The sequence below is a fragment of the Nitrosomonas marina genome, from assembly GCF_900110145.1.
In the GTDB taxonomy this organism is placed as follows: domain Bacteria; phylum Pseudomonadota; class Gammaproteobacteria; order Burkholderiales; family Nitrosomonadaceae; genus Nitrosomonas; species Nitrosomonas marina.
In genome coordinates, this window is record NZ_FOCP01000005.1 from 149,042 (window position 1) to 171,897 (window position 22,856).

27 protein-coding genes are annotated in these 22,856 nt (G+C 43.4%); 14 read left to right on the forward strand and 13 right to left on the reverse strand.

All coding sequences use genetic code 11. From position 1 onward, the window contains the following. The 7 genes from BMX44_RS05280 (at position 1) to BMX44_RS05310 (ending at position 4,867) form a co-directional block, all read left to right on the forward strand. Positions 1–642 (forward strand): riboflavin synthase, encoded by a 642-nt coding sequence (locus tag BMX44_RS05280; RefSeq protein WP_090629022.1) that lies wholly within the window; start codon positions 1–3, stop codon positions 640–642. Further along, complete coding sequence (gene ribBA, locus BMX44_RS05285) at positions 623–1,714, forward strand: bifunctional 3,4-dihydroxy-2-butanone-4-phosphate synthase/GTP cyclohydrolase II (RefSeq protein ID WP_090629023.1); 1,092 nt, start codon at positions 623–625, stop codon at positions 1,712–1,714. The genes BMX44_RS05280 and ribBA overlap by 20 nt, the downstream gene beginning before the upstream one ends. A gap of 105 nt (positions 1,715–1,819) precedes the next feature. Continuing rightward, complete coding sequence (gene ribH, locus BMX44_RS05290) at positions 1,820–2,305, forward strand: 6,7-dimethyl-8-ribityllumazine synthase (protein ID WP_090629026.1); 486 nt, start codon at positions 1,820–1,822, stop codon at positions 2,303–2,305. A gap of 52 nt (positions 2,306–2,357) precedes the next feature. Beyond that, complete coding sequence (nusB, locus tag BMX44_RS05295) at positions 2,358–2,768, forward strand: transcription antitermination factor NusB (RefSeq protein ID WP_245738838.1); 411 nt, start codon at positions 2,358–2,360, stop codon at positions 2,766–2,768. A gap of 41 nt (positions 2,769–2,809) precedes the next feature. Further along, the gene (thiL, locus tag BMX44_RS05300; RefSeq protein WP_245738839.1) at positions 2,810–3,793 is read left to right on the forward strand and encodes a thiamine-phosphate kinase; all 984 of its coding nucleotides are present in this window, start codon (positions 2,810–2,812) and stop codon (positions 3,791–3,793) included. A 37-nt stretch (positions 3,794–3,830) separates the two neighbouring features. Then, positions 3,831–4,331: a phosphatidylglycerophosphatase A family protein gene (locus tag BMX44_RS05305; RefSeq protein ID WP_425433709.1), complete on the forward strand. Its 501-nt coding sequence runs from the start codon at positions 3,831–3,833 to the stop codon at positions 4,329–4,331. A 17-nt stretch (positions 4,332–4,348) separates the two neighbouring features. Beyond that, positions 4,349–4,867 carry a CinA family protein gene (locus BMX44_RS05310; RefSeq protein ID WP_090629034.1) on the forward strand — a complete coding sequence of 173 codons (519 nt, stop codon included), beginning with the start codon at positions 4,349–4,351 and terminating at the stop codon, positions 4,865–4,867. Positions 4,868–4,912: 45 nt separating this feature from the next. Here the strand turns inward: BMX44_RS05310 and BMX44_RS05315 are convergent, their stop codons facing one another. After that, positions 4,913–5,608: a LuxR C-terminal-related transcriptional regulator gene (locus BMX44_RS05315; protein WP_177167679.1), complete on the reverse strand. Its 696-nt coding sequence runs from the start codon at positions 5,606–5,608 to the stop codon at positions 4,913–4,915. A 386-nt stretch (positions 5,609–5,994) separates the two neighbouring features. Here BMX44_RS05315 and nikR point away from each other — a divergent pair, with 386 nt between their 5' ends. Then, positions 5,995–6,456: a nickel-responsive transcriptional regulator NikR gene (gene nikR, locus BMX44_RS05320; protein WP_090629039.1), complete on the forward strand. Its 462-nt coding sequence runs from the start codon at positions 5,995–5,997 to the stop codon at positions 6,454–6,456. A gap of 168 nt (positions 6,457–6,624) precedes the next feature. Here nikR and BMX44_RS05325 read toward each other — a convergent pair whose 3' ends face one another. The 9 genes from BMX44_RS05325 to BMX44_RS05365 form a co-directional block, all read right to left on the reverse strand. Beyond that, the gene (locus BMX44_RS05325; RefSeq protein WP_218143924.1) at positions 6,625–7,389 is read right to left on the reverse strand and encodes a carbonic anhydrase; all 765 of its coding nucleotides are present in this window, start codon (positions 7,387–7,389) and stop codon (positions 6,625–6,627) included. A gap of 22 nt (positions 7,390–7,411) precedes the next feature. Further along, complete coding sequence (gene yut / locus BMX44_RS05330) at positions 7,412–8,395, reverse strand: urea transporter (RefSeq protein WP_090629042.1); 984 nt, start codon at positions 8,393–8,395, stop codon at positions 7,412–7,414. Positions 8,396–8,509: 114 nt separating this feature from the next. Next, the gene (ureG, locus tag BMX44_RS05335) at positions 8,510–9,139 is read right to left on the reverse strand and encodes an urease accessory protein UreG (protein WP_090629044.1); all 630 of its coding nucleotides are present in this window, start codon (positions 9,137–9,139) and stop codon (positions 8,510–8,512) included. A gap of 27 nt (positions 9,140–9,166) precedes the next feature. Next, entirely contained in the window at positions 9,167–9,856 is a 690-nt protein-coding gene (locus BMX44_RS05340; protein WP_090629046.1) for an urease accessory protein UreF, read from the reverse strand. Positions 9,857–10,115: 259 nt separating this feature from the next. Next, positions 10,116–11,822: an urease subunit alpha gene (gene ureC / locus BMX44_RS05345; RefSeq protein WP_090629149.1), complete on the reverse strand. Its 1,707-nt coding sequence runs from the start codon at positions 11,820–11,822 to the stop codon at positions 10,116–10,118. Positions 11,823–11,877: 55 nt separating this feature from the next. Then, on the reverse strand, positions 11,878–12,186 hold the full coding sequence (locus BMX44_RS05350) for an urease subunit beta (RefSeq protein WP_090629050.1): 309 nt from the start codon (positions 12,184–12,186) through the stop codon (positions 11,878–11,880). 25 nt (positions 12,187–12,211) lie between these two features. Beyond that, on the reverse strand, positions 12,212–12,514 hold the full coding sequence (ureA, locus tag BMX44_RS05355) for an urease subunit gamma (RefSeq protein ID WP_090629052.1): 303 nt from the start codon (positions 12,512–12,514) through the stop codon (positions 12,212–12,214). A 63-nt stretch (positions 12,515–12,577) separates the two neighbouring features. Next, positions 12,578–13,501 carry an urease accessory protein UreD gene (locus BMX44_RS05360; RefSeq protein ID WP_245738840.1) on the reverse strand — a complete coding sequence of 308 codons (924 nt, stop codon included), beginning with the start codon at positions 13,499–13,501 and terminating at the stop codon, positions 12,578–12,580. A gap of 204 nt (positions 13,502–13,705) precedes the next feature. Continuing rightward, on the reverse strand, positions 13,706–15,181 hold the full coding sequence (locus tag BMX44_RS05365) for a hypothetical protein (RefSeq protein WP_245738841.1): 1,476 nt from the start codon (positions 15,179–15,181) through the stop codon (positions 13,706–13,708). A gap of 669 nt (positions 15,182–15,850) precedes the next feature. On the opposite strand from BMX44_RS05365, the gene BMX44_RS05370 reads away from it, so the two are divergent. The 5 genes from BMX44_RS05370 (at position 15,851) to BMX44_RS05390 (ending at position 19,671) form a co-directional block, all read left to right on the forward strand. Then, positions 15,851–16,300, forward strand: coding sequence for a universal stress protein (locus BMX44_RS05370; RefSeq protein WP_090629058.1), 450 nt, complete (start codon positions 15,851–15,853; stop codon positions 16,298–16,300). Between the two features lie 113 nt (positions 16,301–16,413). Then, positions 16,414–16,962, forward strand: a complete 549-nt coding sequence (ureE, locus tag BMX44_RS05375) for an urease accessory protein UreE (RefSeq protein ID WP_090629061.1) — start codon at positions 16,414–16,416, stop codon at positions 16,960–16,962. Positions 16,963–16,970: 8 nt separating this feature from the next. Further along, positions 16,971–17,954, forward strand: a complete 984-nt coding sequence (locus BMX44_RS05380; RefSeq protein ID WP_090629063.1) for a metal ABC transporter substrate-binding protein — start codon at positions 16,971–16,973, stop codon at positions 17,952–17,954. Then, a complete protein-coding gene (locus BMX44_RS05385; RefSeq protein ID WP_090629066.1) occupies positions 17,951–18,736 on the forward strand; it encodes a metal ABC transporter ATP-binding protein in 786 nt (261 codons plus the stop codon). Before BMX44_RS05380 ends, BMX44_RS05385 begins: the two co-directional genes overlap by 4 nt. Positions 18,737–18,741: 5 nt before the next feature. Then, positions 18,742–19,671 (forward strand): metal ABC transporter permease, encoded by a 930-nt coding sequence (locus tag BMX44_RS05390; protein WP_090629068.1) that lies wholly within the window; start codon positions 18,742–18,744, stop codon positions 19,669–19,671. A gap of 25 nt (positions 19,672–19,696) precedes the next feature. Here the strand turns inward: BMX44_RS05390 and BMX44_RS05395 are convergent, their stop codons facing one another. Both BMX44_RS05395 and BMX44_RS05400 read right to left on the reverse strand, forming a co-directional pair. Further along, positions 19,697–20,353, reverse strand: coding sequence for a response regulator transcription factor (locus tag BMX44_RS05395; RefSeq protein WP_090629073.1), 657 nt, complete (start codon positions 20,351–20,353; stop codon positions 19,697–19,699). Between the two features lie 276 nt (positions 20,354–20,629). Next, a complete protein-coding gene (locus BMX44_RS05400) occupies positions 20,630–21,298 on the reverse strand; it encodes a response regulator (RefSeq protein WP_090629076.1) in 669 nt (222 codons plus the stop codon). Between the two features lie 313 nt (positions 21,299–21,611). Between BMX44_RS05400 and BMX44_RS05410 the strand changes: the two genes are divergently transcribed. After that, the gene (locus tag BMX44_RS05410; protein WP_177167680.1) at positions 21,612–22,034 is read left to right on the forward strand and encodes a universal stress protein; all 423 of its coding nucleotides are present in this window, start codon (positions 21,612–21,614) and stop codon (positions 22,032–22,034) included. Positions 22,035–22,174: 140 nt separating this feature from the next. On the opposite strand, the gene BMX44_RS05415 is transcribed toward BMX44_RS05410, so the two are convergent. Further along, entirely contained in the window at positions 22,175–22,756 is a 582-nt protein-coding gene (locus BMX44_RS05415) for an Hsp20/alpha crystallin family protein (protein ID WP_090629084.1), read from the reverse strand. Positions 22,757–22,856: the final 100 nt, after the last annotated feature.

A 22,856-nucleotide genomic window follows, 5' to 3' on the forward strand; every position in this document is an offset into this window, starting at 1 on the left:
ATGTTTACGGGAATAGTCCAGGCAACTGGAGAAATAGTTCAAGTTGATAGGGTCAAAATTAATGGCCGGAATAGTTTATGCCTTGGAATCTTCCCAGGATCTCTGGATATGAGTGATGCATCGATCGGGGACAGTATTGCAGTTAATGGAGTTTGCCTGACTGTAACAGCTTTGTTGGAAACAATGTTCACGGTTGATGTGTCACAGGAAACTTTAAGTTGCACCTGCGGCCTGAATAAAATAAACAAACGGGTGAATCTTGAAAAGGCACTGCGTTTGTCTGATCGATTGGGTGGCCACCTTGTCAGTGGGCATGTCGATGCAGTCGGTGAAGTTACCCGGTCTGAAGCTTCGGAAACAAATGGGAGTAATTACCTGGTTTCGATTCGTTCTCCCAAACATTTGCTGCGCTATATTGCCTGTAAAGGCTCAATAACAGTCAACGGCGTCAGTTTAACCGTCAACCGGATCATGCAGGAAGAATTTTGCGTCAATTTAATACCGCATACCTTGTCTAACACGACATTAAAAGAGCTGGAACCAGGTTCACGGGTCAATTTGGAGGTTGATATGCTGGCACGTTATGTCGAGAGGTTATCTGAGTATTCAAGGAACCTGGAAAATGAAAATCAGTACCGTTGAAGAAATAATTTCTGAAATCAAGTCGGGTAGAATGGTTATTCTGGTCGACGAAGAAGATCGGGAAAACGAGGGTGATCTGGTTATTGCAGCTGATTTTGTGACGCCAGAAGCTATTAATTTCATGGCAACCCATGGCAGAGGATTGATTTGTCTGACCTTAACAGAAGAGCGCTGTCGTAGATTAAATCTGCCGTTAATGGTGTCCGCTAATCGTTCACCACATGGCACCAATTTCACATTGTCTATCGAGGCAGCAAGTGGTGTGACTACTGGTATTTCCGCAGCTGATCGTGCAACAACGGTACGGGCGGCTGTCAAAGCGGATGCACAAGCGGAGGATATTGTTCAGCCGGGTCATATTTTTCCATTGATGGCACAAAAAGGCGGGGTGCTTGCCAGGGCAGGTCATACCGAAGCAGGCTGTGATCTGGCCAGAATGGCCGGCCTGACATCCGCATCAGTAATTTGTGAAATTCTGAAGACTGATGGCAGTATGGCGAGATTACCTGATCTATTCGAGTTTGCTGGAAAACATCAGCTCAAAATCGGTACAATTGTGGATTTAATCCAATATCGCAGTCAGACTGAAAGCTTGATCAAAAGGATTGCTGAGCGAAATATTGAAACAGTATACGGTCATTTTTTTCTGACTGCTTATCGTGACGAGACAGCCGGTATGATTCATCTTGCTTTATCAAAAGGAAATATATCGCCTGATATTGAAACCTTGGTTCGGGTGCATGAACCTCTGTCCGTAATAGATTTGTTCGATATTCACGATAAAACGCATTCCTGGAGTATTTATGAGTCCATGAAAATGATAGCTGATGCGGGATGCGGTGTTATCGTATTTTTACGCAGCGAGGAAAATGCGGATATGTTGATTGAACGTATTCAGTTAAAACAGAAAGATTATTCGGATCGGAATAAATCCGATTTACGCGATCATGGTATAGGAGCACAGATTTTGAAGGACTTAAATGTCGGAAAAATGCGGCTGTTGGCTACACCGAGGAAAATGCCCAGTGTTACAGGCTTCGGCTTAGAGGTAATCGGCTATGTTGATGGTTGAAAGCGGTTACGGAAAGATTTGTTCGTGTATTTGAAACAATGCGTTGTTCTTCCCGAAAATTTGAAAATGTTAAATGTTAAATGTTAGGTACCTAGAGGAGTAACAATGGCTTACTATGACGATATACTGGAGTTTGAATCCGATCTAGATGGCGAAGGTTTGCGTGTCGGCATTGTAATGAGCCGGTTTAACATAGATATAGGGGAGGGTCTGCTTGGCGCATGCACAGCCGAGTTGAAAAATCTTGGTGTTCAGGATGCGGATATTTTACTGGTAACTGTTCCGGGTGCATTGGAAATACCAGCTTCTTTATTGAAACTGGCTTATTCAAATCAGTTTGATGTACTGATTGCTTTAGGTGCTGTTATTCGGGGTGAAACTTATCATTTTGAAGTGGTGGCAAACGAATCTGCACGAGGAATTGTACAGGTACAACTGGAAACGGAAATACCGGTTGCAAACGGCGTTTTGACGACCGAGAACGAGGATCAGTCTATTGAGCGTATGAGTCAGAAAGGCATGGAGGCGGCGAGGGCTGCGGTAGAAATGGGGAATTTGTTGATTAAACTGGATGAATACAGTGTTGACTGAAATGCAATCGTCCGTACAGAAAAAAACTGTAAGGTGTAAAAGCCGTCGTCGAATGGCGCGTGAATTTGTGTTACAGGGAATTTACCAGTGGCGTTTAGCTGGTGGATCTGCCGGTACCATCGAAGCGCAATTGCGTCAGTCAAGGGAATTCATTCGTACGGATGAACAATTTTTCACAAATCTGTTCAAAGGTGTTTTGAGTGATATCAGCACGCTTGAAAACACGATACAACCGTTTCTTGACAGGACATTATCAGAACTCAGTCCGGTTGAATACGCAATTTTGTTGTTAAGTACCTATGAGCTTGTTCATTTTCTGGAAGTACCCTACCGAGCCATTATTAATGAAGCAATAGAATTGGCACGAACATATGGCGGCAGCGATGGTTACAAATATGTCAATGGTGTGTTGGATAAGCTGGCGTTGAAAATACGTGCTGTTGAAATCGAGTCAAAAAAATAGTTGTTTCAATATACCCCAGTAATTTTTGAATTTTAGCGCAAGTGTCTCAAACAAAGCTGTCTGAATTCGATATTATCCAGCGATATTTCAAACGGCCAGTAACGGATGTTGATCTTGGGATTGGCGATGATGCTGCGGTCGTATTGCCAACGCCAGACAAGCAGCTGGTTGTTTCGATGGATACCCTCGTTTCGGGACGGCATTTTTTTGAAAATACAGATCCCTATAAACTTGGGTATAAATCATTGGCTGTCAACTTGTCCGATATGGCTGCGATGGGAGCGAAACCACGGTGGGTAATGCTCTCATTAACACTGCCAGAAATTCTGAATGAACCGCATCCGGTCTGGTTAAGTCAATTTGCAAGCGGTTTCCATGATTTGGCGAGAACACATCAAATTGCATTGATCGGTGGTGATACAACGGGTGGTGCACTTAATATATGCGTGCAGATTATGGGTGAAGTTAAAAAAAAATGTTACTTACGGCGCGACGGAGCAAAGCCTGGCGATGATATCTGGGTTTCTGGCCATCTCGGTGATGCTGCTTTGGCACTTAAACATATACTGGGGATTATCAGATTGTCTCAAACCGAAATAAATTATTGCATGCCTGCTTTGCACACACCAAAGGCGCGCGTTGAACTGGGCCAGCATCTCGTTGGCCTGGCGCATAGCGCTATAGATATTTCTGATGGATTACTGGCTGATCTAGGACATATACTGACCTGCTCAACATGTGCTGCAGAGATAAAACTGGATGCTGTGCCATGCTCGCGGGTAATCAAACAGCATATTTCTTCAGCGCTGGCCCTAGAATGCCTACTGACAGGAGGAGATGATTATGAGCTCTGTTTTACAGCGCCCAAAAACAAACGTAGCGCCATTGAGCAAATCTCACAGGTATTAAGGGTTCCACTTTCAGTTATTGGAGAGATCAAACAAGGTGTAGGTCTGTCAGTGATTGATATGCAGGGTAAGGAGGTTATCATGCAAAAAAAGGGGTATGACCACTTTGCTAGCTAAAACGTATAACAATAGTAGCGACAACCGTAAAGAATTGATGGCTGTAAAGCCAGATATCGTATTTGTTTGCAAACATCCTGCCTATTTTATAGCCTTCTCAGGTGGTTTTGGATTAAGTCCGAAAGCGCCGGGTACAGTCGGTACGTTGATCGCATTTCCATTGTTTTGGATACTCGAGCATTATTTTGATCCTATACATCTGCTGTTACTAATTGACATTTTTTTTATTGTCGGTATTTGGGCTTGTGGTGTAACGGGAAAAGCATTGGGAGATTCAGACCATGGCGGCATGGTATGGGATGAAACCGTTGCGTTTTTACTGGTATTGTACTTTACGCCAGCGGGTCTGGCGTGGCAACTTGCTGCGTTTGTGCTCTTTCGATTTTTTGATATCGTTAAGCCGCAACCTATTCGGTATTATGATCGGTGTCTGAAAGGTGGTTTTGGTGTAATGTTGGACGATATCATTGCTGCATTTTTTACACTTTTATGTTTGTCGGGATGGAAGGCCTGGATTTTGTTTGAAACATTTTTTTAAATAGTATTGGAAACAGGATGAGCATTGGCTGTGTACAACCCGATGATAATGAACATGTTATTATTCGTTTGGCGGCCAAGGTAGGTGAAAGCCTTCAACAGAGAGGATTGCTTCTGGTCAGTGCGGAATCTTGTACCGGGGGCTGGCTTGGTCAGGCTGTTACAGCTATCGCTGGAAGCTCTGCGTGGTATGAGCGCGGGTTTATAACTTACAGTAACTTGTCTAAAAATGAGCTGCTAAATGTCAGCCTGGATACTCTAAGAGAGTATGGTGCAGTCTCCGAGGAAACTGCGAGAGATATGGCTATTGGTGCTCGGAAAAACAGTCGTGCTCATGTTAGTGTAGCAATAACCGGGATTGCCGGGCCTGATGGTGGAAGTAAAGCCAAGCCTGTTGGAACAGTCTGTTTTGCATGGCTGTTGAATAATGACGTTTTGATTAGTAAGACATGTGTTTTCAAGGGTGATCGAGAATCCATCAGACGTCAATCTGTAACCAAAGCGTTAAACGGAATTCTGGATTTGTTAAGTAAATAGCTTAATTAATTAACGCACAAAAAGATTGGGATATTATTAGTTAGGTTAGGCAAAAAAAGTTGGATCACGAAAAGTCTGATTTGCCTGAGATGGTTTGAGTGAAGATACGGTGTCTTTCATCATCAGGGCAAGCTTTATGCGGTCCGTGATTTGAAGTTTTCGGAAAATTTCAGTCAAATGGGCTTTTACAGTACGTTCTGTGATATCAAGTCGATTTGCGATTCTTTTGTTGCTTTCACCGCGCCCAACCAGAGTAGCAATTTCATATTCTCGTTTGGTTAGGTTCGATAGCAGATCATGGATAGCAGTTTCTATTCTGTCTTTTTCCAGAGTGACTTCCACCAGTTCTTGTAACATATAACTTGTCAGCGAGCGCCGTATCCACAATTCTCCCTTTTGAACAGCTTTGATCGCCAGGTTGATTTGTTTTGGATCCATGTCATAGTGGCAGTTTCCCCGGGCACCGCATTTAAATAATACCCATTCTTCGTTATCATCGATTTCGGGGCCGAAAATGATGATTTTCAGTTTTGAATTCAAACTGGTTATATTCAGAATTTCTTTTTGAAGATCCTGTCCAAAAAACGCATAGTCCAGTAAAAGCAAGTCCGGGTTTGTTCTGATAATTCTATCTTTTAACTGCCTTGGGTTATTAACTGTACAGGTTGAAGACAAACCGAAAATACAATTTTCCCAATGGGTAATTAAAGCTGTATTGGAACTGGCAAGTGTAATTAACATAAGTTTTAGATTAATTAACATTTCATACTATCTTTATTGATAGCAAGCTAATAAAGTAGCTAGTGATCAACTGTAACCGGTATTAGCGTTACTTTGAAAAGCAATACATATGGCAACAAATCTGAATAATTGATTTATTCAGGTTCGCTGTATTTATAAGTAACGGCAATTTATCGCGGGACTTGAGAATACTGTTATTTGTTTGCAGAAGAAATTTCAACAGCAACACGTATGTGGGCTGAAGAGGATTTTAAGGTAGGGAATGGCCTGATATTGATGTAAACTAAACGTGAGTATTTGATTGATTTGCAATCGGGGTTTTATATTGTCGATTGATGCGTTGACAGAAGCAAAAATTTTAATTTTGATTATTGAATAAATTACAAATGAAACGCTTTACTATTTCACTGGACAACCAGCTATCAGCGCAGTTTGATGCGCTTATGCGGTCTAGAGGTTATACCAATCGTTCTGAAGCAGTGCGTGATATGATTCGGGAGCTTCTTGAAAACGAGCATCTTAAGAATGAAAATGAGGGTTACTGTATTGCTTCGCTCAGTTATATTTATAATCATCATGAAAGTGATCTCGCAAATCGAATCACGTCAGTACAACACAGTCATCATGATTTGACTTTATCCAGTTTGCATGTACATCTGGATCATTATAACTGTCTCGAAGTAGTCATTTTGCGGGGTACAATTCAAAACGTATCTGATTTTGCAAATCAGATAATTGCTACACGTGGTGTTCGGCATGGCAAGCTTTTCATGGTTCCAATTGAAATCAAGCAGGAACATCATTCTCACGAGCATTTGTCACATACACACAGTAATCCGCTGGTCTAGAGATTAATGAGTTACAGAACTTTTGACCGGGCTTTTTAGCTAACCACGTTCTAGGTGCAAGCGTAAAATCATTTGTGCAAAAATTGTTATGAAATTATTTTGTGTCGACTTGAACGCATTAGGTTTTTATCATTAAATGATGTGTCGGGAATTTTTAAATTACTGGTACTAAGCGATCAATTCAACGTTGCCTGTATTTAAATGATAGACGCCGCCGACGATCTTAAGTTTTTTATTGTCAACCAGCTGACTAAGAATCGGTGGCTGTTTTCTTAATTCTTCAACATTTAAAATTACGTTCTTTTTAACAATATCGAAATAACGGTTGTTGCCAACATAGTCCGGGGTCTTGCGTACAGCTCGGACTGCAGGGGTTAGTGCTGTAGCTATTGACTGTATGTGTCCTGGAAACTGCTCGTAGTTATCTGTCGCATCAATAGCCGCCTTGATCGCGCCGCAACTTTCATGGCCCAAAACCATGATCAATGGAACATGCAAAATAGCGGCAGCATACTCCAGCGTTGCAATAAAATCTGTCGTGATGTAATTGCCGGCAACACGTGCAACAAACAGATCTCCACGTTGTTCATCGAAACAGAATTCCGGACTCACCCGTGAATCCGAGCAACTCAGAATACAAGCAAAGGGATTTTGTCCTCTGACCAAATCCAAGCGTTCGTCTTTGAAATTTAATGGGGTCGAGTTATTCGTTACATATCGCTCATTTCCTTTCATCAGCCGTTCAAGTGCTGCTTCGGCGTTTAATACATTCTCTGGAATGGGTGGCATTTTAACCATACCAGACATTGCATTTACTGTGCTCGATAGTGGTAGGCCCATGCCTAGCATGGATGCCGTAGTCATTTTAAGCAACAAACGCCTTTGTTGCGCTTCTTGCTTTAACTCGATATTCGAAAAAATTTTTTTATTCATTCTATTTATACACATTACTGAATTATTCTGATGACCAGTGTTTTGATACAGAAGCAGCAAACAGAAACATCCACATTGTCAAAACAAATGGAAATGTCAGCGTGGGTAAACCAATCGGTGTCAGGAAATTAGCCAGACCAGCCTGGCAAACGACTGTTAAAATACCTGCAATCAATGCCAAAAAAGCTGTTCCGACAGATGGTTTGAGAAAAACCCAGCCGATTGCCATCATGGTCAGTACAGGGTTAAACGCATATAGTCCCATTTCTATCAGATTTTGACTGGCACCAAGTAATACGGGAACCAGTACACCAACAAATGTTCCGCATAGTGCCATAAAAGCACCCCGCAAAGAAGTAATGGCGATACCGATCAAAAACAGAATTCCGACAAGAACATTATCAGCGAACATGACTTCCGCAATACCTTTTGTTAAGGCGACATACCACAGTTCGGCTGTTTCATCTGTCATGGCAGAAACCCAGGCTGCTACTGGAAGGTCTGCACTTACCAGCGTTTCGGGTATACCTGGTGGTGGCAGAACGGGGCCGTGTGAGAGGTTGTCGAATGAATAAACTGCAACCATGAACATCCAGCATGTTAGAACGAAAGGTGAGGTCGATGCAGGTATCTTGTAAGGTGTCAAAATTCGAATCAAAGCCGCAAGAACTACGCTCGATAATATGGCAGCAAATACGACGTATACCCAAAGCAAAGGCGTATTTTCAAGAAAAAGAAAGAGGCAGGGTCCAACCAGGGTGCCGTTAAAACCGTAAAGACCGGCATCGATATCATCTTCTGAAAAGCCGAGCAGATAAGCAGTAATAGTACTGGTTACAACGCCAACTGTGGCCGCTAGCCCGGCAGTTATACCACCGATATATAGCGCCACTAAAAAAACCAGTCCTGTAACAGCGTTACCGCAAAAAAATACCTGACCCACACCACGAAAAATGACCCGAATCGGACGCGGCAAAGCCATGTCAAGTTTCACTGCCCATTGCATTTTTTTCTCCGAATTATTTCTAGATTAAAAATTACCTGAAACAAAGTAGTTACTGATACATCTTTTGCCTATACAAATTGGTGATAAGGATATATCCAACAAAAATGCATTCAATTAATGCATTTTTACTTCTTCAAGCAGACCTTGTTTGACAATAAAGTCAATTATTTCTTGTATGCCCTGGCCAGTACGCATATTGGTAAACACAAATGGCCGGTCTCCGCGCATACGTTTGGCATCACGGGCCATCACGTCAAGATCTGCACCGACATACGGCGCCAGATCGATTTTATTGATAACCAGCAAAGCAGAACGCGTGATGCCTGGGCCACCTTTTCTGGGGATTTTTTCACCAGCGGCTACATCGATAACGTAAATAGTCAGATCGGACAATTCGGGACTGAATGTAGAGGCCAGATTGTCACCGCCGGATTCAACCAGTACTAGATCCAGATTGGGAAATTCATGCGTGATACGAGAGATAGCCTCGAGATTTATCGAAGCGTCTTCTCTGATAGCGGTATGGGGACAACCGCCGGTTTCAACCCCGATCAAACGTTCTGCAGGCAGTGCTTCTGCGCGCAATAAAATTTCAAGATCTTCTTTAGTGTAAATATCATTGGTAATGACAGCCATTTCGTAATGGTCACGCATTTTTTTGCTTAATATTTCGCATAGCGCTGTTTTGCCGGATCCGACTGGACCACCTATGCCAACACGGAGAGGGTTAGATTTGTGTGCCATGATATATATGTATTCCAAGTTATTGTTTTAAGATCGATAAATACGGCTATATTGTATTTCATGCATCATTGACAGAATGGATAAACCGGGTGCCCAATTGGAAAGTTCGTGATCTTCGAGCTGCATTGCGTGGTTAGCTGCCATTTCGATTTTTGGATGTAGCGAGAGCAATAAGCGCTGGCCTGAAACTTGTCCAAGCGGTATGGATTTAACACATACAAGCACCTGATTTTCAATTATTGAAAATAAAAAACCAAGCAGCGCAGCCTCTTGTGATATTTTCAATGCAGTAGCTGCGCAGGCAAATGCGGTTGGTAGTGGAACCTCTACCTGAAGCGCCATAATTCTCTGCAGCGGTTCTTCAGCGATATTCAAGTCATAAACCAATTTACTCAAGGAGTAGCCCATCTGAATGGTTTCAGCTCGCAATTCATGAGTATCGCGTGAAGCAAGAAATAACTCAGTCCAATATGTAACATCCGGTTCATTCTGATTTGAAAATGCATGTAGCAGACGCCAGAAAATGGGTGCTTCAAAATCAGTGACTACGGATAGGGATTCTGTAATCCAGGCATTCGCAGAATTTTCATCCGTTACGCTGCCTGTTTCTATTGCCGCTTCCAGCCCTTGTGAGTAGGTGTAGGCCCCGATCGGTAACGTTGGGCTTGCCAGATGTAGCAACCGCAACAATTCTGTAGGGTGTTTTTCACTGATCATTTTTTTAAAATGCCGTAGAGTGTTCAGTAGATTATCAAATATTGTTTGCTGATGCTGAAAATGATCTTTTACTGTTCGATCAAAAATGCCTCGTGCAGCTACTTGTAATTAATTATGGCGATCATGAAAAAACTCAGCATTTGTTTTTCAGTTTGTTCTTAGTAAACTTTTGATACGATTAAAAGCGTCGGTTCAAATCTGGTATAAGTAAAAGAAAGATTAACAATCTTTCTTTTACTTTATACATCAAGAAACTTTCTCAGAATAAAAAGTAGCGCTGTGCCAGCGGAAGTGTATTTGCGGGCTCACATGTCAGCAGCTCACCATCGGCCCGGACTTCATAGGTTTCAGGATTGATTTCCATTTTTGGTGTGGCACTGTTATGAACCATATCCTTTTTGCGCAATCCTCGTGTATTTTTTACAGCAATTAATGGCTTGTCAGTTTTAAGATGATCTTCAAGGCCGGCATGCAAAGAAGCCTCTGACACAAAGGTATAGCACGTGTTTCTGAGCGCGGTACCATACGCGCCAAACATATACCGATAATGAACGGGTTGTGGTGTAGGGATCGACGCATTCGGATCTCCCATCAGTGCAGCCGCAATCATGCCGCCTTTAAGAACCATTGACGGTTTTGCACCAAAATGTGCTGGCCTCCACAGTACCAGATCAGCATATTTGCCGACCTCTATTGAACCTACCGCATGCGAAATACCATGACATATGGCTGGATTGATAGTGTATTTTGCAATATAGCGCTTGACTCTAAAATTATCATTTCTTGCTGAATCTTCTTTGAGTGCGCCACGCTGAACTTTCATTTTATGCGCGGTTTGCCATGTTCTGGTCACAACCTCACCAATACGACCCATTGCCTGCGAGTCTGATGCCATCATGGAAATGGCGCCTATATCGTGCAAAATATCCTCAGCGGCAATGGTTTCCTTGCGAATCCTGGATTCAGCGAAAGCAACGTCCTCCGGTATGGCAGGACTCAAATGGTGGCAAACCATCAGCATATCCAGATGTTCGTCGAGAGTATTACGCGTGTAAGGGCGGGTCGGATTGGTTGAAGAAGGTAATACGTTTTCCAGTTCAACAACCTTCATGATATCCGGTGCGTGACCGCCACCAGCACCTTCGGTATGAAACGTATGTATCGTTCTGTTTTTCATCGCCTTGATTGTATTTTCCAGATAGCCGCCTTCGTTGATCGTATCGGTATGAATTGCAACTTGAACGTCCATCTTATCGGCAACTGTCAAACAGTTATCGATCGCACCAAATGTCGTGCCCCAGTCTTCATGTAGTTTCAGACCGCAGGCGCCAGCCAGAACTTGTTCTTCGTTAGGTGTTGGCAAGCTGACATTGCCCTTGCCAAAAAAGCCGGTGTTCATGACCATGCCGTCTGAAGCGCGCAGCATTGACTGAATATGCCATGGTCCCGGCGTACAGGTTGTCGCCAGTGTTCCGACCGCAGGGCCGGTGCCGCCGCCCAGCATTGTGGTTATACCGTTCATCATGGCGTCTTCTTCCTGCTGAGGACAGATAAAGTGTATGTGTACGTCCAAAGCACCTGCAGTCAGAATTTGTCCCTCGCCGGCAATAATTTCTGTAGCAGCACCGATAGCCATTGAAACGCCAGGTTGGATGTCGGGGTTGCCAGCCTTGCCGATAGCGGCAATTCTGCCGTTCTTAAGTCCTACATCCGCTTTTACAATTCCCCAGTGATCGATAATTACTGCGTTGGTAATTACCGTATCCATAACGTCTGCATGATTGCGCTGAGACTGCCCCATACCATCACGAATGACCTTGCCCCCACCAAATTTAACTTCCTCGCCATAAATGGTGTAGTCGTTTTCAATTTCTATAAACAGTTCGGTGTCTGCCAGACGAACCCTGTCTCCAGTCGTTGGTCCCATCATTTCGGCATATGCCTGGCGCGAAATTTTAAAGCTCATGTTTTCTGCTCCCTTTGATTGTTTGTCCTGTGATTGCTGTTTATCGCTGGTACGCTTAAACAAGCGAGCCCATAACTTTTTGGTTAAATCCATAAATTATTCTGCTCCCTGCAAGATCAACGAGCTCAACTGTGCGTTCCTGCCCCGGTTCAAAACGAATCGCGGTGCCAGCCATAATATTCAATCGCATTCCATAGGCTTCTTGCCGATCAAAGTCAAGAGCGGAGTTTGCTTCATAGAAGTGAAAATGCGAACCAACCTGTATAGGTCTGTCGCCAGTATTTTTAACTTTAATTGTGTTCGTTTTTCGGCCGGCATTTAATTCTATTTCGCCTGATTCAACGATGGTTTCTCCAGGAATCATGGTCTTATTCTCCTTCAATTCAAGATTAAGATATGGGATTATGAACGGTCACCAGTTTAGTGCCATCCGGAAAGGTTGCTTCAACCTGAATGTCGTGAATCATTTCAGGAACACCTTCCATAACGTCAGCCCGCGTTAACACGCGTGCACCCTCGGACATGAGTTCGGCCACCGTGCGACCGTCGCGCGCACCTTCCAGAACCGCGCAAGTAATCAGAGCGACTGCTTCGGGATAATTCAGCTTTACACCGCGCGCTTTGCGTCTTTCAGCGAGCAAACCGGCAGTGAAGATTTGAAGTTTATCTTTTTCTCTTGGGGTCAGATCCATGATTACCTCCTTACAAACAAGTTATAAATAGTGTATGAAACAATTGTCGAACTGAAAATTTATTCATGTATTCCACATGCGGGGTACTTCAGCTGTGCGTCCAAGTAGTGTCGGACGCAAAACGTCCCAGAGTTTTAACATAACAGCACGTGCAACTTCACTTGAATCACCTAGATAGCGCGCTACGATTATAGATTTTACCTGCGATACGCCGAGCATCCCGGTGCCTTGTGCAACACAGGCAGCCTGTTCGCGCAGTGCACTGATCAAATCGCTGGAATGAATTGAATCGCTCGCGGCAATTAGTGTTGCACAAACGGTTTTATTTGCCAGAACAAGCTGGCTGCGCATGTCTTTATCACCGCCACGCAAGTTGAGTTGCTCATACCAGATTAATTTTCTGTCGCGGTGTATTTTTACTCTCTGTCTGATTTGTCCTGTGTTGAATGATTCACCAAAAGCTGTACGGCCCAGGCAAAAAATTTCGCATCCGATATAGGTGGAATCCTTTTCCAGATTGATATTTTGAACAAGTTCTACTTGTGCATCGTCAAAGAAGATTGTTTCCTGTGGCAACCATTCCATTGTGCCGCCGGTTTTAACGTCAAGCGTTACAGTCTGAAACGATGTCCGGCCATTGGATCGATACCATTTTGCTGCACCCGGCGTTGTTATTTGTACGCTGGAATCTGTGCCGACATGGCCGGCTATTTCCAATCTGTCTCCTCCGACTACCCCTCCAGGTGGATGAACCAGCACGATATGGCATACTTCCGGGCCTTCCGGGTAGAATGGCTTTTGTACATACAGTTGTCCAAAATGTGTACGTGATGCCAGGCGGCATTTTCCTGCAACTTTATCAAACGTCAGAGAAATACTTGCATCCGGTTTGGTATCGGAGTGCGATATTGTCGATTTATCATGCGTCTGGTCAGGTGCTCTCGTTTCATTGTGCGCTGACTGATTGCTGTTGCTTGTATTGTTCACCGATAATATTGGTACATCAGATTCTGTAATTTTTTTTAAATTTGAATAAATGGACATTTTTTGCGTTATATGGGTCGGTCAATTGTTGCCACTAAACAGGTTTAATTTTATTTAACATTGTTTTGTATGACGTTGTATGATTTAAACAGCATTCAGTATTGACCTTGTCTATCATCTGTTTGAAACATGTATTTCAACAATGTACTAGATCTGTATCTGAAACGACAATTTAAATACATTGACTTTCTCTCCAAACGCATCAGGCGCATAGTTCAAGCCTTTTGTAAACAGGTCACCGTATTGATAGTATGCTGAAATACGTGCATTAAAACCATCAATGATATAGTTTATACCACCCTCAACTTCTTCCCGGTTGCTGCTGTTATCCGGCTGAACGCTGGTATATCTTCCGTATGGCTGGAATTGACCAATTCCAATTTTGGTGGGAAACAAATACAGTCCTGTTACTGTCCAGGATTGTCCGTCAAAAATACAAAAGCAATCAGGGTCGGCAAACGCCCTGCTGTCGTAATCCGCATAGAAATGTTTGTATTCGCCGTTAACAGTGAATACGCCCAGATTCTGCGGCATAACTTTTTCAAACAATACATCGGTGACCAAACCCAGAAAATCGCTGCGGCTTGCAAAAGATCCCGCACCATTTTTTTGATAAGCGAATCCAAATGCAACAGCGAGTATATCGCCGGCAGTTCCGTAATAAGTGCTGCTGGTGTAGTAACCCGGGTTATTCTCGGGATTTAAAAAATTGTAGGTAACACGGCCGGCCCACTTAACATCATCGGTCTGATTGGGTCCCATGTCGTTTTTTGATGATAGGCCCCTGAAAACACCGCCAGCATAACTTAATGTACCTGGAATTAAACCGGGTTCAAAGCTTCCCCAGAAAGTTCCACCGTCATCACGTCCGTAGCGACCCGCACCGCCAGCGCCAAAATGGGTGCTGAAGTCACTTGGAAAGAAAGGGGTTTTGAACGGATCGTGTGTGGCCTGAAAGTAAGGACCGCTCAATTCTCCACGTTCTGTCGGGACGAGCATGCGGCCACCCCAGATATTGAAATAGCGGTTATATTCGAATTTGCCGACCGCATCCAGCACAGTGAAAAGTATTTTTGGATTATCGCCTTTATCGGTGTTATTACACCAGAAACATTCGGTATTAAATTCAAATTTAATAAAGCGGTGAATCTGACCATTTACATAGATACGGGCATTATCATTGCTGTAGCGGTCCCGGTAATTATTCTGCTCATTTTGCGCCCACACACCTGATCCTCGATAACCGGCGCCAATAGTTAACCATCGATAATCATCATATTCCATTCGAAATTTGAATTTATCAAATCCGACTTTCACATCACCTATTTTGGCGTGATTGGCTTGAAAATTATTGCCTCGAAGCCACCAATCCTGTTCTTCTCTATTTCCAACACCGCCTGTTTCATCATGATCCGGATTAGCTTCGAATCCGTTGTCGTCGAAAAAGTCTGCATGAGCGTTCGTGAAAAAGACTGTGCCTGACAGTGTCATGATTATTGCAAAAACCATGCATCTCAGAATTTTCCTTGTTTTATCAGTTAAATGCGTATATTGCAGCGTACTTTCCGATTTGTTCCAGTGTATGCTGAACTTGCTAGGCATACCGATGAAAAATAACTTCATTCATGTGTCTCCCTCTTTTTGACGCTATATGATAGGCGGCATACAGTTAATATCAGACCAAAAACCAAATTCTGTATACTTTTACGTATTGACTGTCTGGACTCGTTAACAATGTTTCAATTACCAGTCAGTTGTTCAGTTTTTTGTACTGTCACAAAATTGAATGTGAGTACGTATTATTCCGGTTTCTTTCAAATTGTTAATACGAATTGCTCAATGCAATTAGATATTATGCTGGCTAATGATCATCTGACTATTAGGGAATGTTTTGTTTTAGACTCGGGGAATGTTTTATTTTCTTATCAGGCAAAATTTTATTTTTATCTAAGAAAAACCATTAGATTTTTACGCTATAAATAGTCAAACATAGACAGGCAAATTGGAATTTTTGCATACGGAATCTTTGGAAGATGTAAATTGAGGTTTTTTTCCGATTATCGGTAGTCAATAGAAAGTATTGACAGTTTTACACAAGTTGCAGTCTACTAGTAACAGGCCATAGCGCCTGTTCCGCTATACACGCGTGCTGCAGTGCCAGCGATCAAGTGCTGGCGAATTTCAGGCATCAGGAAAAAGTATGAATTTTATATCGCTGTTGTCAGTTGACTGAAACAATGACAATTCTGATTAAGATCTGTATTTTTAATTTAATGAAGAGGCTTGCCAGAAATGGAATCAAAAAAACTATTGGTTACTACAGATTTCTCCGATGTGTCATTCGCTGCTCTGACCTATGCAGCAAAAATGCAGGGACACCAGATTACACTAATAAGTATTCTGCAAACCGGTGATGTGCCGCCCGATCTGTTGAAACAGATGCCGGACCCAGGCGCGATTCAGGATTATCGTAAAAAAGTATTGGAGCAAACAAGAGAAAAACTTGAATCCGTTGCCCGCCAGTTTTTTAGCAATACAAACGTAACGACTGATGTTGTTGTTTGCGATGAGGATGTAGCGGCTGAAATATGTGCATATGCAGATGACAATGCTATCGATATGATCGTGATGACAGGACAGGGAAGAGGTGCGTTGGGCAGTTTGTTTGTCGGCAGTACTGTGCAAAAAGTCCTAAGAATGGCCAAAATACCGGTTCTGGTGATCCCAAAAACGGCAAAATGAGATAGTAGTGGATCAGGATTTGCTAGCTCACGGCATTTGTTTTGACGGTATAACGCTGGTTAATAATTGTAATAGCAATCGAATGATTGGGTAACAGTATCAAAGGAATATTAATGCTTATTTTGAATAAAAAAGTGTCGCACGCTGATTCGATCTACGCACAGCTGGTTTTGCCATATGAGTTACGTGTAAACAGCCGTTTGCGAACCACGCTGGCTTCAGGCGAGGAACTAGCCATTTTTACGCAACGGGGTACAGTGCTGCATAATAACGACCTGCTTTGCAGCGATGATGGTAAGGTTGTTCAAATCATATCCGCCGAAGAACCCACGTACCGTATCACCTGTAATTCGGCTCATGATCTTTTACGCTGCGCTTTTCATCTTGGTAATCGCCATACTGTTACCCAGGTGGGTGATGGTTTTTTGCGAATTCACCAGGATAGCGTACTAAAAGAAATGCTGGAGGGGCTCGGTGCGGCGGTAGTAGAAGAGTCGGCGCAATTCGAACCAGAATCCGGTGCGTACAGTTCAGGAGGTCACCATCATCACGGGGAACATGATCACAGCCACGGCGACAGCCATAGTCACAGTCATGCACATGGTCCGTTAGCTCCGATTCCGACGCGTCAGCGAATACATCGCGCCACCGAGAAAAACTGAAAACCCAAATGAATAAATTACTTCCATTTGCGAGCAGACAGGTTTGGTTATTTACAACGCTGCTGCTGGCTACAAATCTGGTCCATGCTGAAAATTCGGAAAAGATGCTGCGTATTGCAACAACCGTACCGCCAATAACGAATATTGTAGAAAATATCGGCGGTTCGCTGGTTACAGTTTCCGGTATCGTTCCCAACGGGACGGATTCGCACACATTCGAACCTGTTCCGTCTGATGCCAAAACACTGGCCCACGCAGATATTATTTTTGTAAATGGAATGAGTCTCGAGGTACCGACAATTAAACTGGCTGAAAAAGTAAAAAAATCCAATACACCGATTGTACGACTGGCGAACGAAACGTTGCCCGAGGAAGAATGGCAGTATGATTTCAGTTTTCCAAAAGAACAAGGTAATCCCAATCCACACTTGTGGCCGAACATTGCACTGACCATCCGATATGCGGAGATTGTCCGTGATAGGCTGGCTGAGCATGATTCCCGGCATGCTGATTTGTATGCTGCAAATGCAACTGCTTATATAACCAAGTTGCAGCGACTTGATCAGGCTATATTTGCATGTATCGAAACCATTCCGGAAAGTAACCGCAAACTGATCACTTACCATGATTCATTTGCCTATTTTGCTCCCCGCTATGGAATGGAAGTTATCGCGGCAATACAACCGGCCAGCTTCACGGAGCCGGGCCCTCGTGATATTGTGTATATCATCGAGCAGATCAAACGTGAAAAAATTCCGGCAATTTTCGGTTCCGAAGTTTTTCCCAGTAAAATTATGGAACAGATCGCCCGCGAATCGGGTGCAAGGTTTGTTGATGAACTATCGGATGACGAGCTGCCGGAAAAACCGAATCATTCATTTATTGGCATGATGGTCAACAACATTGTAATAATGACTGAAGCGTTAGGCGGTGAATCAGCATGCGCCAGTCATATTGATGCCAGCAATTTGATTGATTCAGTTACGGGATGAATCCCGCCATACAGTTAATTGATGTTACAACCAGTTATGAAAATAATGTCGTTTTTACGCGCTTATCGCTTCAAATTGAGCCAGGCCGGTTTGTCGGCATAGTCGGCCCAACCGGTTGCGGAAAAACGACGCTGCTTAAAACGATACTGGGTGTGCAAACGGTATTCTGCGGTCAGGTACTCATGAACGGTCAACCGGTTGACCGCGTCCAAAGCAAAAAAATCGGCTATATACCCCAGCTGGAGAGTGTTGACTGGAATTTTCCAGTCACCGTTGAAGACGTTATTATGATGGGGCTTTATACCGGCCGGCGCTTCCTGCCCTGGCAGAGTAAAGAGGAGCGTGAACGAGTCGAGGATCTGGCTGGAAAACTGGGCATTTATAATTGCCTGCGACAGCATATTTCTCACACCTCCGGCGGACAGCGCCAGCGGGCGTTTCTGGCACGCGCCTTGATCAGTAACCCCAGTCTGTTAGTGCTTGATGAACCAACTTCTGGCGTGGATATTAAGACGCAACACGAGGTTCTCCATCTGCTGGGCGATATCAACAGCCAGGGGATGACTGTAATACTCACAACGCACGATTTGAATGCTGTCGCCTCTCATTTGCCCTGGGTTATTTGTTTTAACAATGGTATCGTTGCTGAAGGTCGGCCGCGCGATATTTTTACCAACGATATTCTCACCAAAACCTATGGCAGCGACATTATTATAATTGAACATGGGGATTATCAATTAATAGCCAATAGCACGCCATTAAAATTCAATTACGACCTATAGCATCAATGCAGTTTTTTTGGGAACCGTTATCTTATGAATTTTTCCGACACGGGCTGATAGCTGCTGTTTTGGTTGGTGCTTTGTGCGGGCTGGTTGGAGTGCATGTTGTACTGAGAGGTATGAGTTATGTCGGCCACGGTTTGTCTCATGCCGCTTTTGGGGGTGCCGTGATTGGGTTCGTATTCAATTTCAATTTTTATATAGGCGCCGGGGCTATGGGCCTGTTTGCTGCATTAATGATTAATCAGTTGACAAAAAACAGAAAAATCAAATCAGATGCAGCTATCGGTATTGTCACAACCGCTGTTTTTGCGCTTGGAGTAGCGGTCATTAGCCAGCAGCGCAATTTAAACAAAAGTCTTGAGGCAGCATTGTTTGGTAACATTTTGGGTATAACAGACGGCGATTTGATAATTATCGGGCTGGTTGCGGCGGTGACACTATTCGTCATGTTTCTATCATACAGGCCGCTGCTTTTTGCTACGTTTGATGAGGAAGCTGCGCAGATTTTCGGTATCAGAACAGGAGCGCTGCAACTACTTTTTGCGCTATTGCTCACCTTATCGGTCATTGTTGCCATGAATATCGTGGGTGTAACCATGATTGCAGCAGCATTGATTATGCCTGCAATGACAGCACGCATGCTGACGGACCGGTTCAGTATGATGCAGTTATATTCCGTTTTAATTGGTGTCACGATCGGCGCAGGTGGTATGTTTCTGAGCTATTTTTTTAATGTTGCTTCTGGTGCAACAATTGTCTTGTTCGGCGCGCTGATATTTTGTTTTTCCGTTCTGGCCAGGCATATTCGTGAAAAAATCCTCCTGCAGGCCAACTTTCATCGTCACGGAAATTTGATTCATTCACATCCGCTCGACCACGAGTCTCATAGCCACGATCATTCTGAATCTATCAATAAAGAAGATACGCGTTGAAGCAGAAATCGGGTGATTAACGGATCTATTGTTGTCCACTTACCCAGCGTGTGGCATAACGTATCAGATCGGTGCTGTCTTTAAGATTCAACTTGGTTCGAATATTAAAGCGGTGAGTTTCGATTGTTTTAACGCTGCGGCCAAGCAACTTGGCGATTTCCTGGCTGCTGTGCCCCTGACCAATTAAATTCATTACCTCAAACTCACTTGGTGTCAGTGTATTGATCAACTGCTCAGCATCCGAGCGTTTGATGTTTATTTTATTTAATAGCCCGGCATACATTTTCTGGCTCAGAAAAATGTTGCCGTTGAGCACTTCTCGTATGGCGTTGATCAATACCTCGCCGGATTCCTGCTTCATCACATAGCCTCGAGCGCCCGCCTGCAAAGCCCTTTCTGCGTAGATCTCTTCATTATTCATGGAAACAAAAAGTACAGGTAACGCAGGGTATAGGGACTGAATGTCCTTGATTATTTCAAATCCTGATATGGTTTTGAACGTTACGGCAAGCAGCACGATATCCACCTGACAGCCTTGCTTTAAAAAATTTATTGCTTCGCAACCGTCTTTGGCTTCAGCACAAACTTCCATATCAGGCTCAAGATTGACAAGTATGGCGATGCTTTGCCGCATCATGGCATGACCATCCACCAGCATAACTTGTGCTTTTGAAGTTGGCATATTCATCATTCATTATTGGCCTAATATGTAGAGCGTACTTCAGTGGCGCATTCTGCACAAGATGGTTATTTTTTCTCAATACTGCAGTGCTGTTGCTACCAGGGCCGTTTCAAATTTCAATCACTTTGATTGACTGCAAAGTTGCCTGGATTGTTGAATCAGATAATTTAATTTCGTAAATCACCAATTAGAAAAACTGATAAATAGTCAGGAAAATCGCGACCGACTGCTGGCAGGCGCCGATACTGTGGCAGTGTCAGAGTCAGTTGACTGCTACTACATCGATTTTCTGAGTTCAGCTAAATTCCATTGTGTTGCATAGCGGATCAAATCTGCGCCATCTTTCAGGTTTAATTTAGTGCGGATATTGAAACGATGCGTTTCAATTGTTTTGACACTACGATTAAGCAATCTGGCGATATCCTGGCTGCTGTGTCCTGTTCCAATCAAATGAAAAACTTCAAATTCGCTGAGAGTTAACGTATTGATCGACTGCTCGGGTTCGGAATAACTGGATGAAATTTTGCTCAGCAGTTTTGCGTGCATTTTTTTACTCAGATAAATATTGCCTTTCAATACTTCGCGTATCGCCGTGATTAATACAGTGCTGGGTTCCTGTTTCGAAACATAACCCCGCGCACCAACCTGGAGAGCACGTTCGGCATAAACTTCTTCGTCATGCATGGAAACAAAGAGCACTGGTAAATCAGGCAGCATAAGGTGCATGCTTTTAATGACCTCGAAACCAGGGACGGTTTTGAGTGTTATATCGAGCAGAACAATGTCGATGCGCCGATTTCGTTTAAGCAGGGCCAGTGCGTCACTGCCGTCACCAGCCTCGGCACATACCTGCATATCAGGTTCCATATTGACAAGTAGTGCGATGCCATGGCGCATCATGGCGTGATCGTCAACCAGCATTACTTGTGTTTTTGACTTTGACATACTGAAACATTCGTATTAATACGGCATTATATGTTTTTGTCTTTTCCGTTGCCAGTTTTCCATTATTCAAGAACCGTTGGCATTTTAAAAATGGTAACGGTTTTTGCCTGGCACCCATTGCGGAGCGTTCGTGCAAGCTTGGTTTACTTTTTTTTGTTGTCTGATAAAGGATTTGGTTTGTACATTGTAAAAAGTGGTTTCAAACAACCAGAAATAGCAGGATGGATAATTGACATGACACCATACAGCATTTTAAGTATGATGGATGTGTGGCTTGCGCTGCTATTTGGGACAACAAGATAAGGAGTTTTGCATGTATAAGAAAATTGTTGTTGCAGTTGATGGGAGTGAGACTGCCCAGCGGGCTTTAGTTGAGGCGGAAAATATAGCAAAAACATATAATGCAGCATTGCGTATTGTTCATGCAATCGTCCTGACTATGGGTGGTGATTTGGAGGCAGACAAAAAAACAGGCCAGGGCATTATTGATGATGCCAAATCAACCGTTAACCTGCCGAATGTGGAAACACAATTACTGATTTCTGAGTCTGGCTTCGGCTTGATTGGTATTATTGAAACCATTGCTGCTGCAGTTGCAGACTGGGATGCGGATCTGGTTGTCGTTGGAACAGCGAATCGTCGTGGATTGAAACGGTTCCTGATAGGTTCCGTTGCGGAGCAGCTTATTACTCAAGTTGACGCATCCATTTTGCTGGTTCGGCCGACCAAAGCTTGATGAGAATTACCCGTTCTTTTCAGATTCCTCTGTTGCCGGCAGGCATCGGCTTCAATGATGGCGCGATGTTTGCCGGTCATTTTTTAATAAACATCGCTATCGAGCAATTCAAGACCAAACTGTGACATAGCAAAAGTTGCTTACACACTTTTGATAGCGATTTTCTTAACGTCGGATTTACTGGTTTCCTTGCGCGGCATGTTGATTGTCAACAGACCTTTATCCATGTTTGCCTGAATAGCGTCAATATCGGCATCGTCCGGTATCGCAAGCACTCGTTCAAATACGCCATAGCGGCATTCCCTGTGATAATAGTGCTTGTTTTTGTCTTCCTGTTCCTCTTGCTTGCTTCCCTTGATTACCAGCACTTGATCTTTTAACTCAATTGACAAATCATCCTGAGAAAGTCCGGGTGCCTCAAGCGTAATCGTATATTGCCTGTCATCGCTTGCGATATTAATGCTGGCTCTAAAAGTCGGCGCTGAATCATCAGAAATAAACTGGTTTAGAAATTCTGATCGCGAATGTAATGGCAGACCAAAACCGCGAAAGGCATCATCAAACAGGCGATCAATTTCCCGGTGCAGCTGATTCAGATTGTTGATATGAGAAACTGGTGATAATGACTGATTGTCTGATTTAACCAGAATAACATTCTGTTTGTGATTTTCGGGTTCTTCATGCTTAAACCAGTTCCAAGGATACAGTTTGTGAAAATCCATGTTTCATTCTCCTCTCGGTCACATTGATAACAACTTATCCATTTATTTTCATAAGCTTAATTTGAAAAATAGGGATTTATGAATTTTTTCAATATGCCGG

What these genes read in the sequence shown, in the direction of transcription:
- BMX44_RS05390 (WP_090629068.1), top strand. Translation starts at nt 18,742, where the DNA reads ATGCAGTTTTTTTGGGAACCGTTATCTTATGAATTTTTCCGACACGGG.
- BMX44_RS05410 (WP_177167680.1), top strand. Translation starts at nt 21,612, where the DNA reads ATGTATAAGAAAATTGTTGTTGCAGTTGATGGGAGTGAGACTGCCCAG.
- ureE (WP_090629061.1), top strand. Translation starts at nt 16,414, where the DNA reads ATGCTTATTTTGAATAAAAAAGTGTCGCACGCTGATTCGATCTACGCA.
- BMX44_RS05365 (WP_245738841.1), bottom strand. Translation starts at nt 15,181, where the DNA reads ATGAAGTTATTTTTCATCGGTATGCCTAGCAAGTTCAGCATACACTGG.
- ureA (WP_090629052.1), bottom strand. Translation starts at nt 12,514, where the DNA reads ATGGATCTGACCCCAAGAGAAAAAGATAAACTTCAAATCTTCACTGCC.
- BMX44_RS05395 (WP_090629073.1), bottom strand. Translation starts at nt 20,353, where the DNA reads ATGCCAACTTCAAAAGCACAAGTTATGCTGGTGGATGGTCATGCCATG.
- BMX44_RS05280 (WP_090629022.1), top strand. Translation starts at nt 1, where the DNA reads ATGTTTACGGGAATAGTCCAGGCAACTGGAGAAATAGTTCAAGTTGAT.
- nikR (WP_090629039.1), top strand. Translation starts at nt 5,995, where the DNA reads ATGAAACGCTTTACTATTTCACTGGACAACCAGCTATCAGCGCAGTTT.
- BMX44_RS05305 (WP_425433709.1), top strand. Translation starts at nt 3,831, where the DNA reads ATGGCTGTAAAGCCAGATATCGTATTTGTTTGCAAACATCCTGCCTAT.
- yut (WP_090629042.1), bottom strand. Translation starts at nt 8,395, where the DNA reads ATGCAATGGGCAGTGAAACTTGACATGGCTTTGCCGCGTCCGATTCGG.
- BMX44_RS05340 (WP_090629046.1), bottom strand. Translation starts at nt 9,856, where the DNA reads ATGATCAGTGAAAAACACCCTACAGAATTGTTGCGGTTGCTACATCTG.
- nusB (WP_245738838.1), top strand. Translation starts at nt 2,358, where the DNA reads ATGGCGCGTGAATTTGTGTTACAGGGAATTTACCAGTGGCGTTTAGCT.
- BMX44_RS05380 (WP_090629063.1), top strand. Translation starts at nt 16,971, where the DNA reads ATGAATAAATTACTTCCATTTGCGAGCAGACAGGTTTGGTTATTTACA.
- ureC (WP_090629149.1), bottom strand. Translation starts at nt 11,822, where the DNA reads ATGAGCTTTAAAATTTCGCGCCAGGCATATGCCGAAATGATGGGACCA.
- BMX44_RS05385 (WP_090629066.1), top strand. Translation starts at nt 17,951, where the DNA reads ATGAATCCCGCCATACAGTTAATTGATGTTACAACCAGTTATGAAAAT.
- BMX44_RS05370 (WP_090629058.1), top strand. Translation starts at nt 15,851, where the DNA reads ATGGAATCAAAAAAACTATTGGTTACTACAGATTTCTCCGATGTGTCA.
- BMX44_RS05400 (WP_090629076.1), bottom strand. Translation starts at nt 21,298, where the DNA reads ATGTCAAAGTCAAAAACACAAGTAATGCTGGTTGACGATCACGCCATG.
- BMX44_RS05325 (WP_218143924.1), bottom strand. Translation starts at nt 7,389, where the DNA reads ATGAATAAAAAAATTTTTTCGAATATCGAGTTAAAGCAAGAAGCGCAA.
- BMX44_RS05315 (WP_177167679.1), bottom strand. Translation starts at nt 5,608, where the DNA reads ATGTTAATTACACTTGCCAGTTCCAATACAGCTTTAATTACCCATTGG.
- BMX44_RS05415 (WP_090629084.1), bottom strand. Translation starts at nt 22,756, where the DNA reads ATGGATTTTCACAAACTGTATCCTTGGAACTGGTTTAAGCATGAAGAA.
- ribH (WP_090629026.1), top strand. Translation starts at nt 1,820, where the DNA reads ATGGCTTACTATGACGATATACTGGAGTTTGAATCCGATCTAGATGGC.
- ribBA (WP_090629023.1), top strand. Translation starts at nt 623, where the DNA reads ATGAAAATCAGTACCGTTGAAGAAATAATTTCTGAAATCAAGTCGGGT.
- ureG (WP_090629044.1), bottom strand. Translation starts at nt 9,139, where the DNA reads ATGGCACACAAATCTAACCCTCTCCGTGTTGGCATAGGTGGTCCAGTC.
- BMX44_RS05310 (WP_090629034.1), top strand. Translation starts at nt 4,349, where the DNA reads ATGAGCATTGGCTGTGTACAACCCGATGATAATGAACATGTTATTATT.
- BMX44_RS05350 (WP_090629050.1), bottom strand. Translation starts at nt 12,186, where the DNA reads ATGATTCCTGGAGAAACCATCGTTGAATCAGGCGAAATAGAATTAAAT.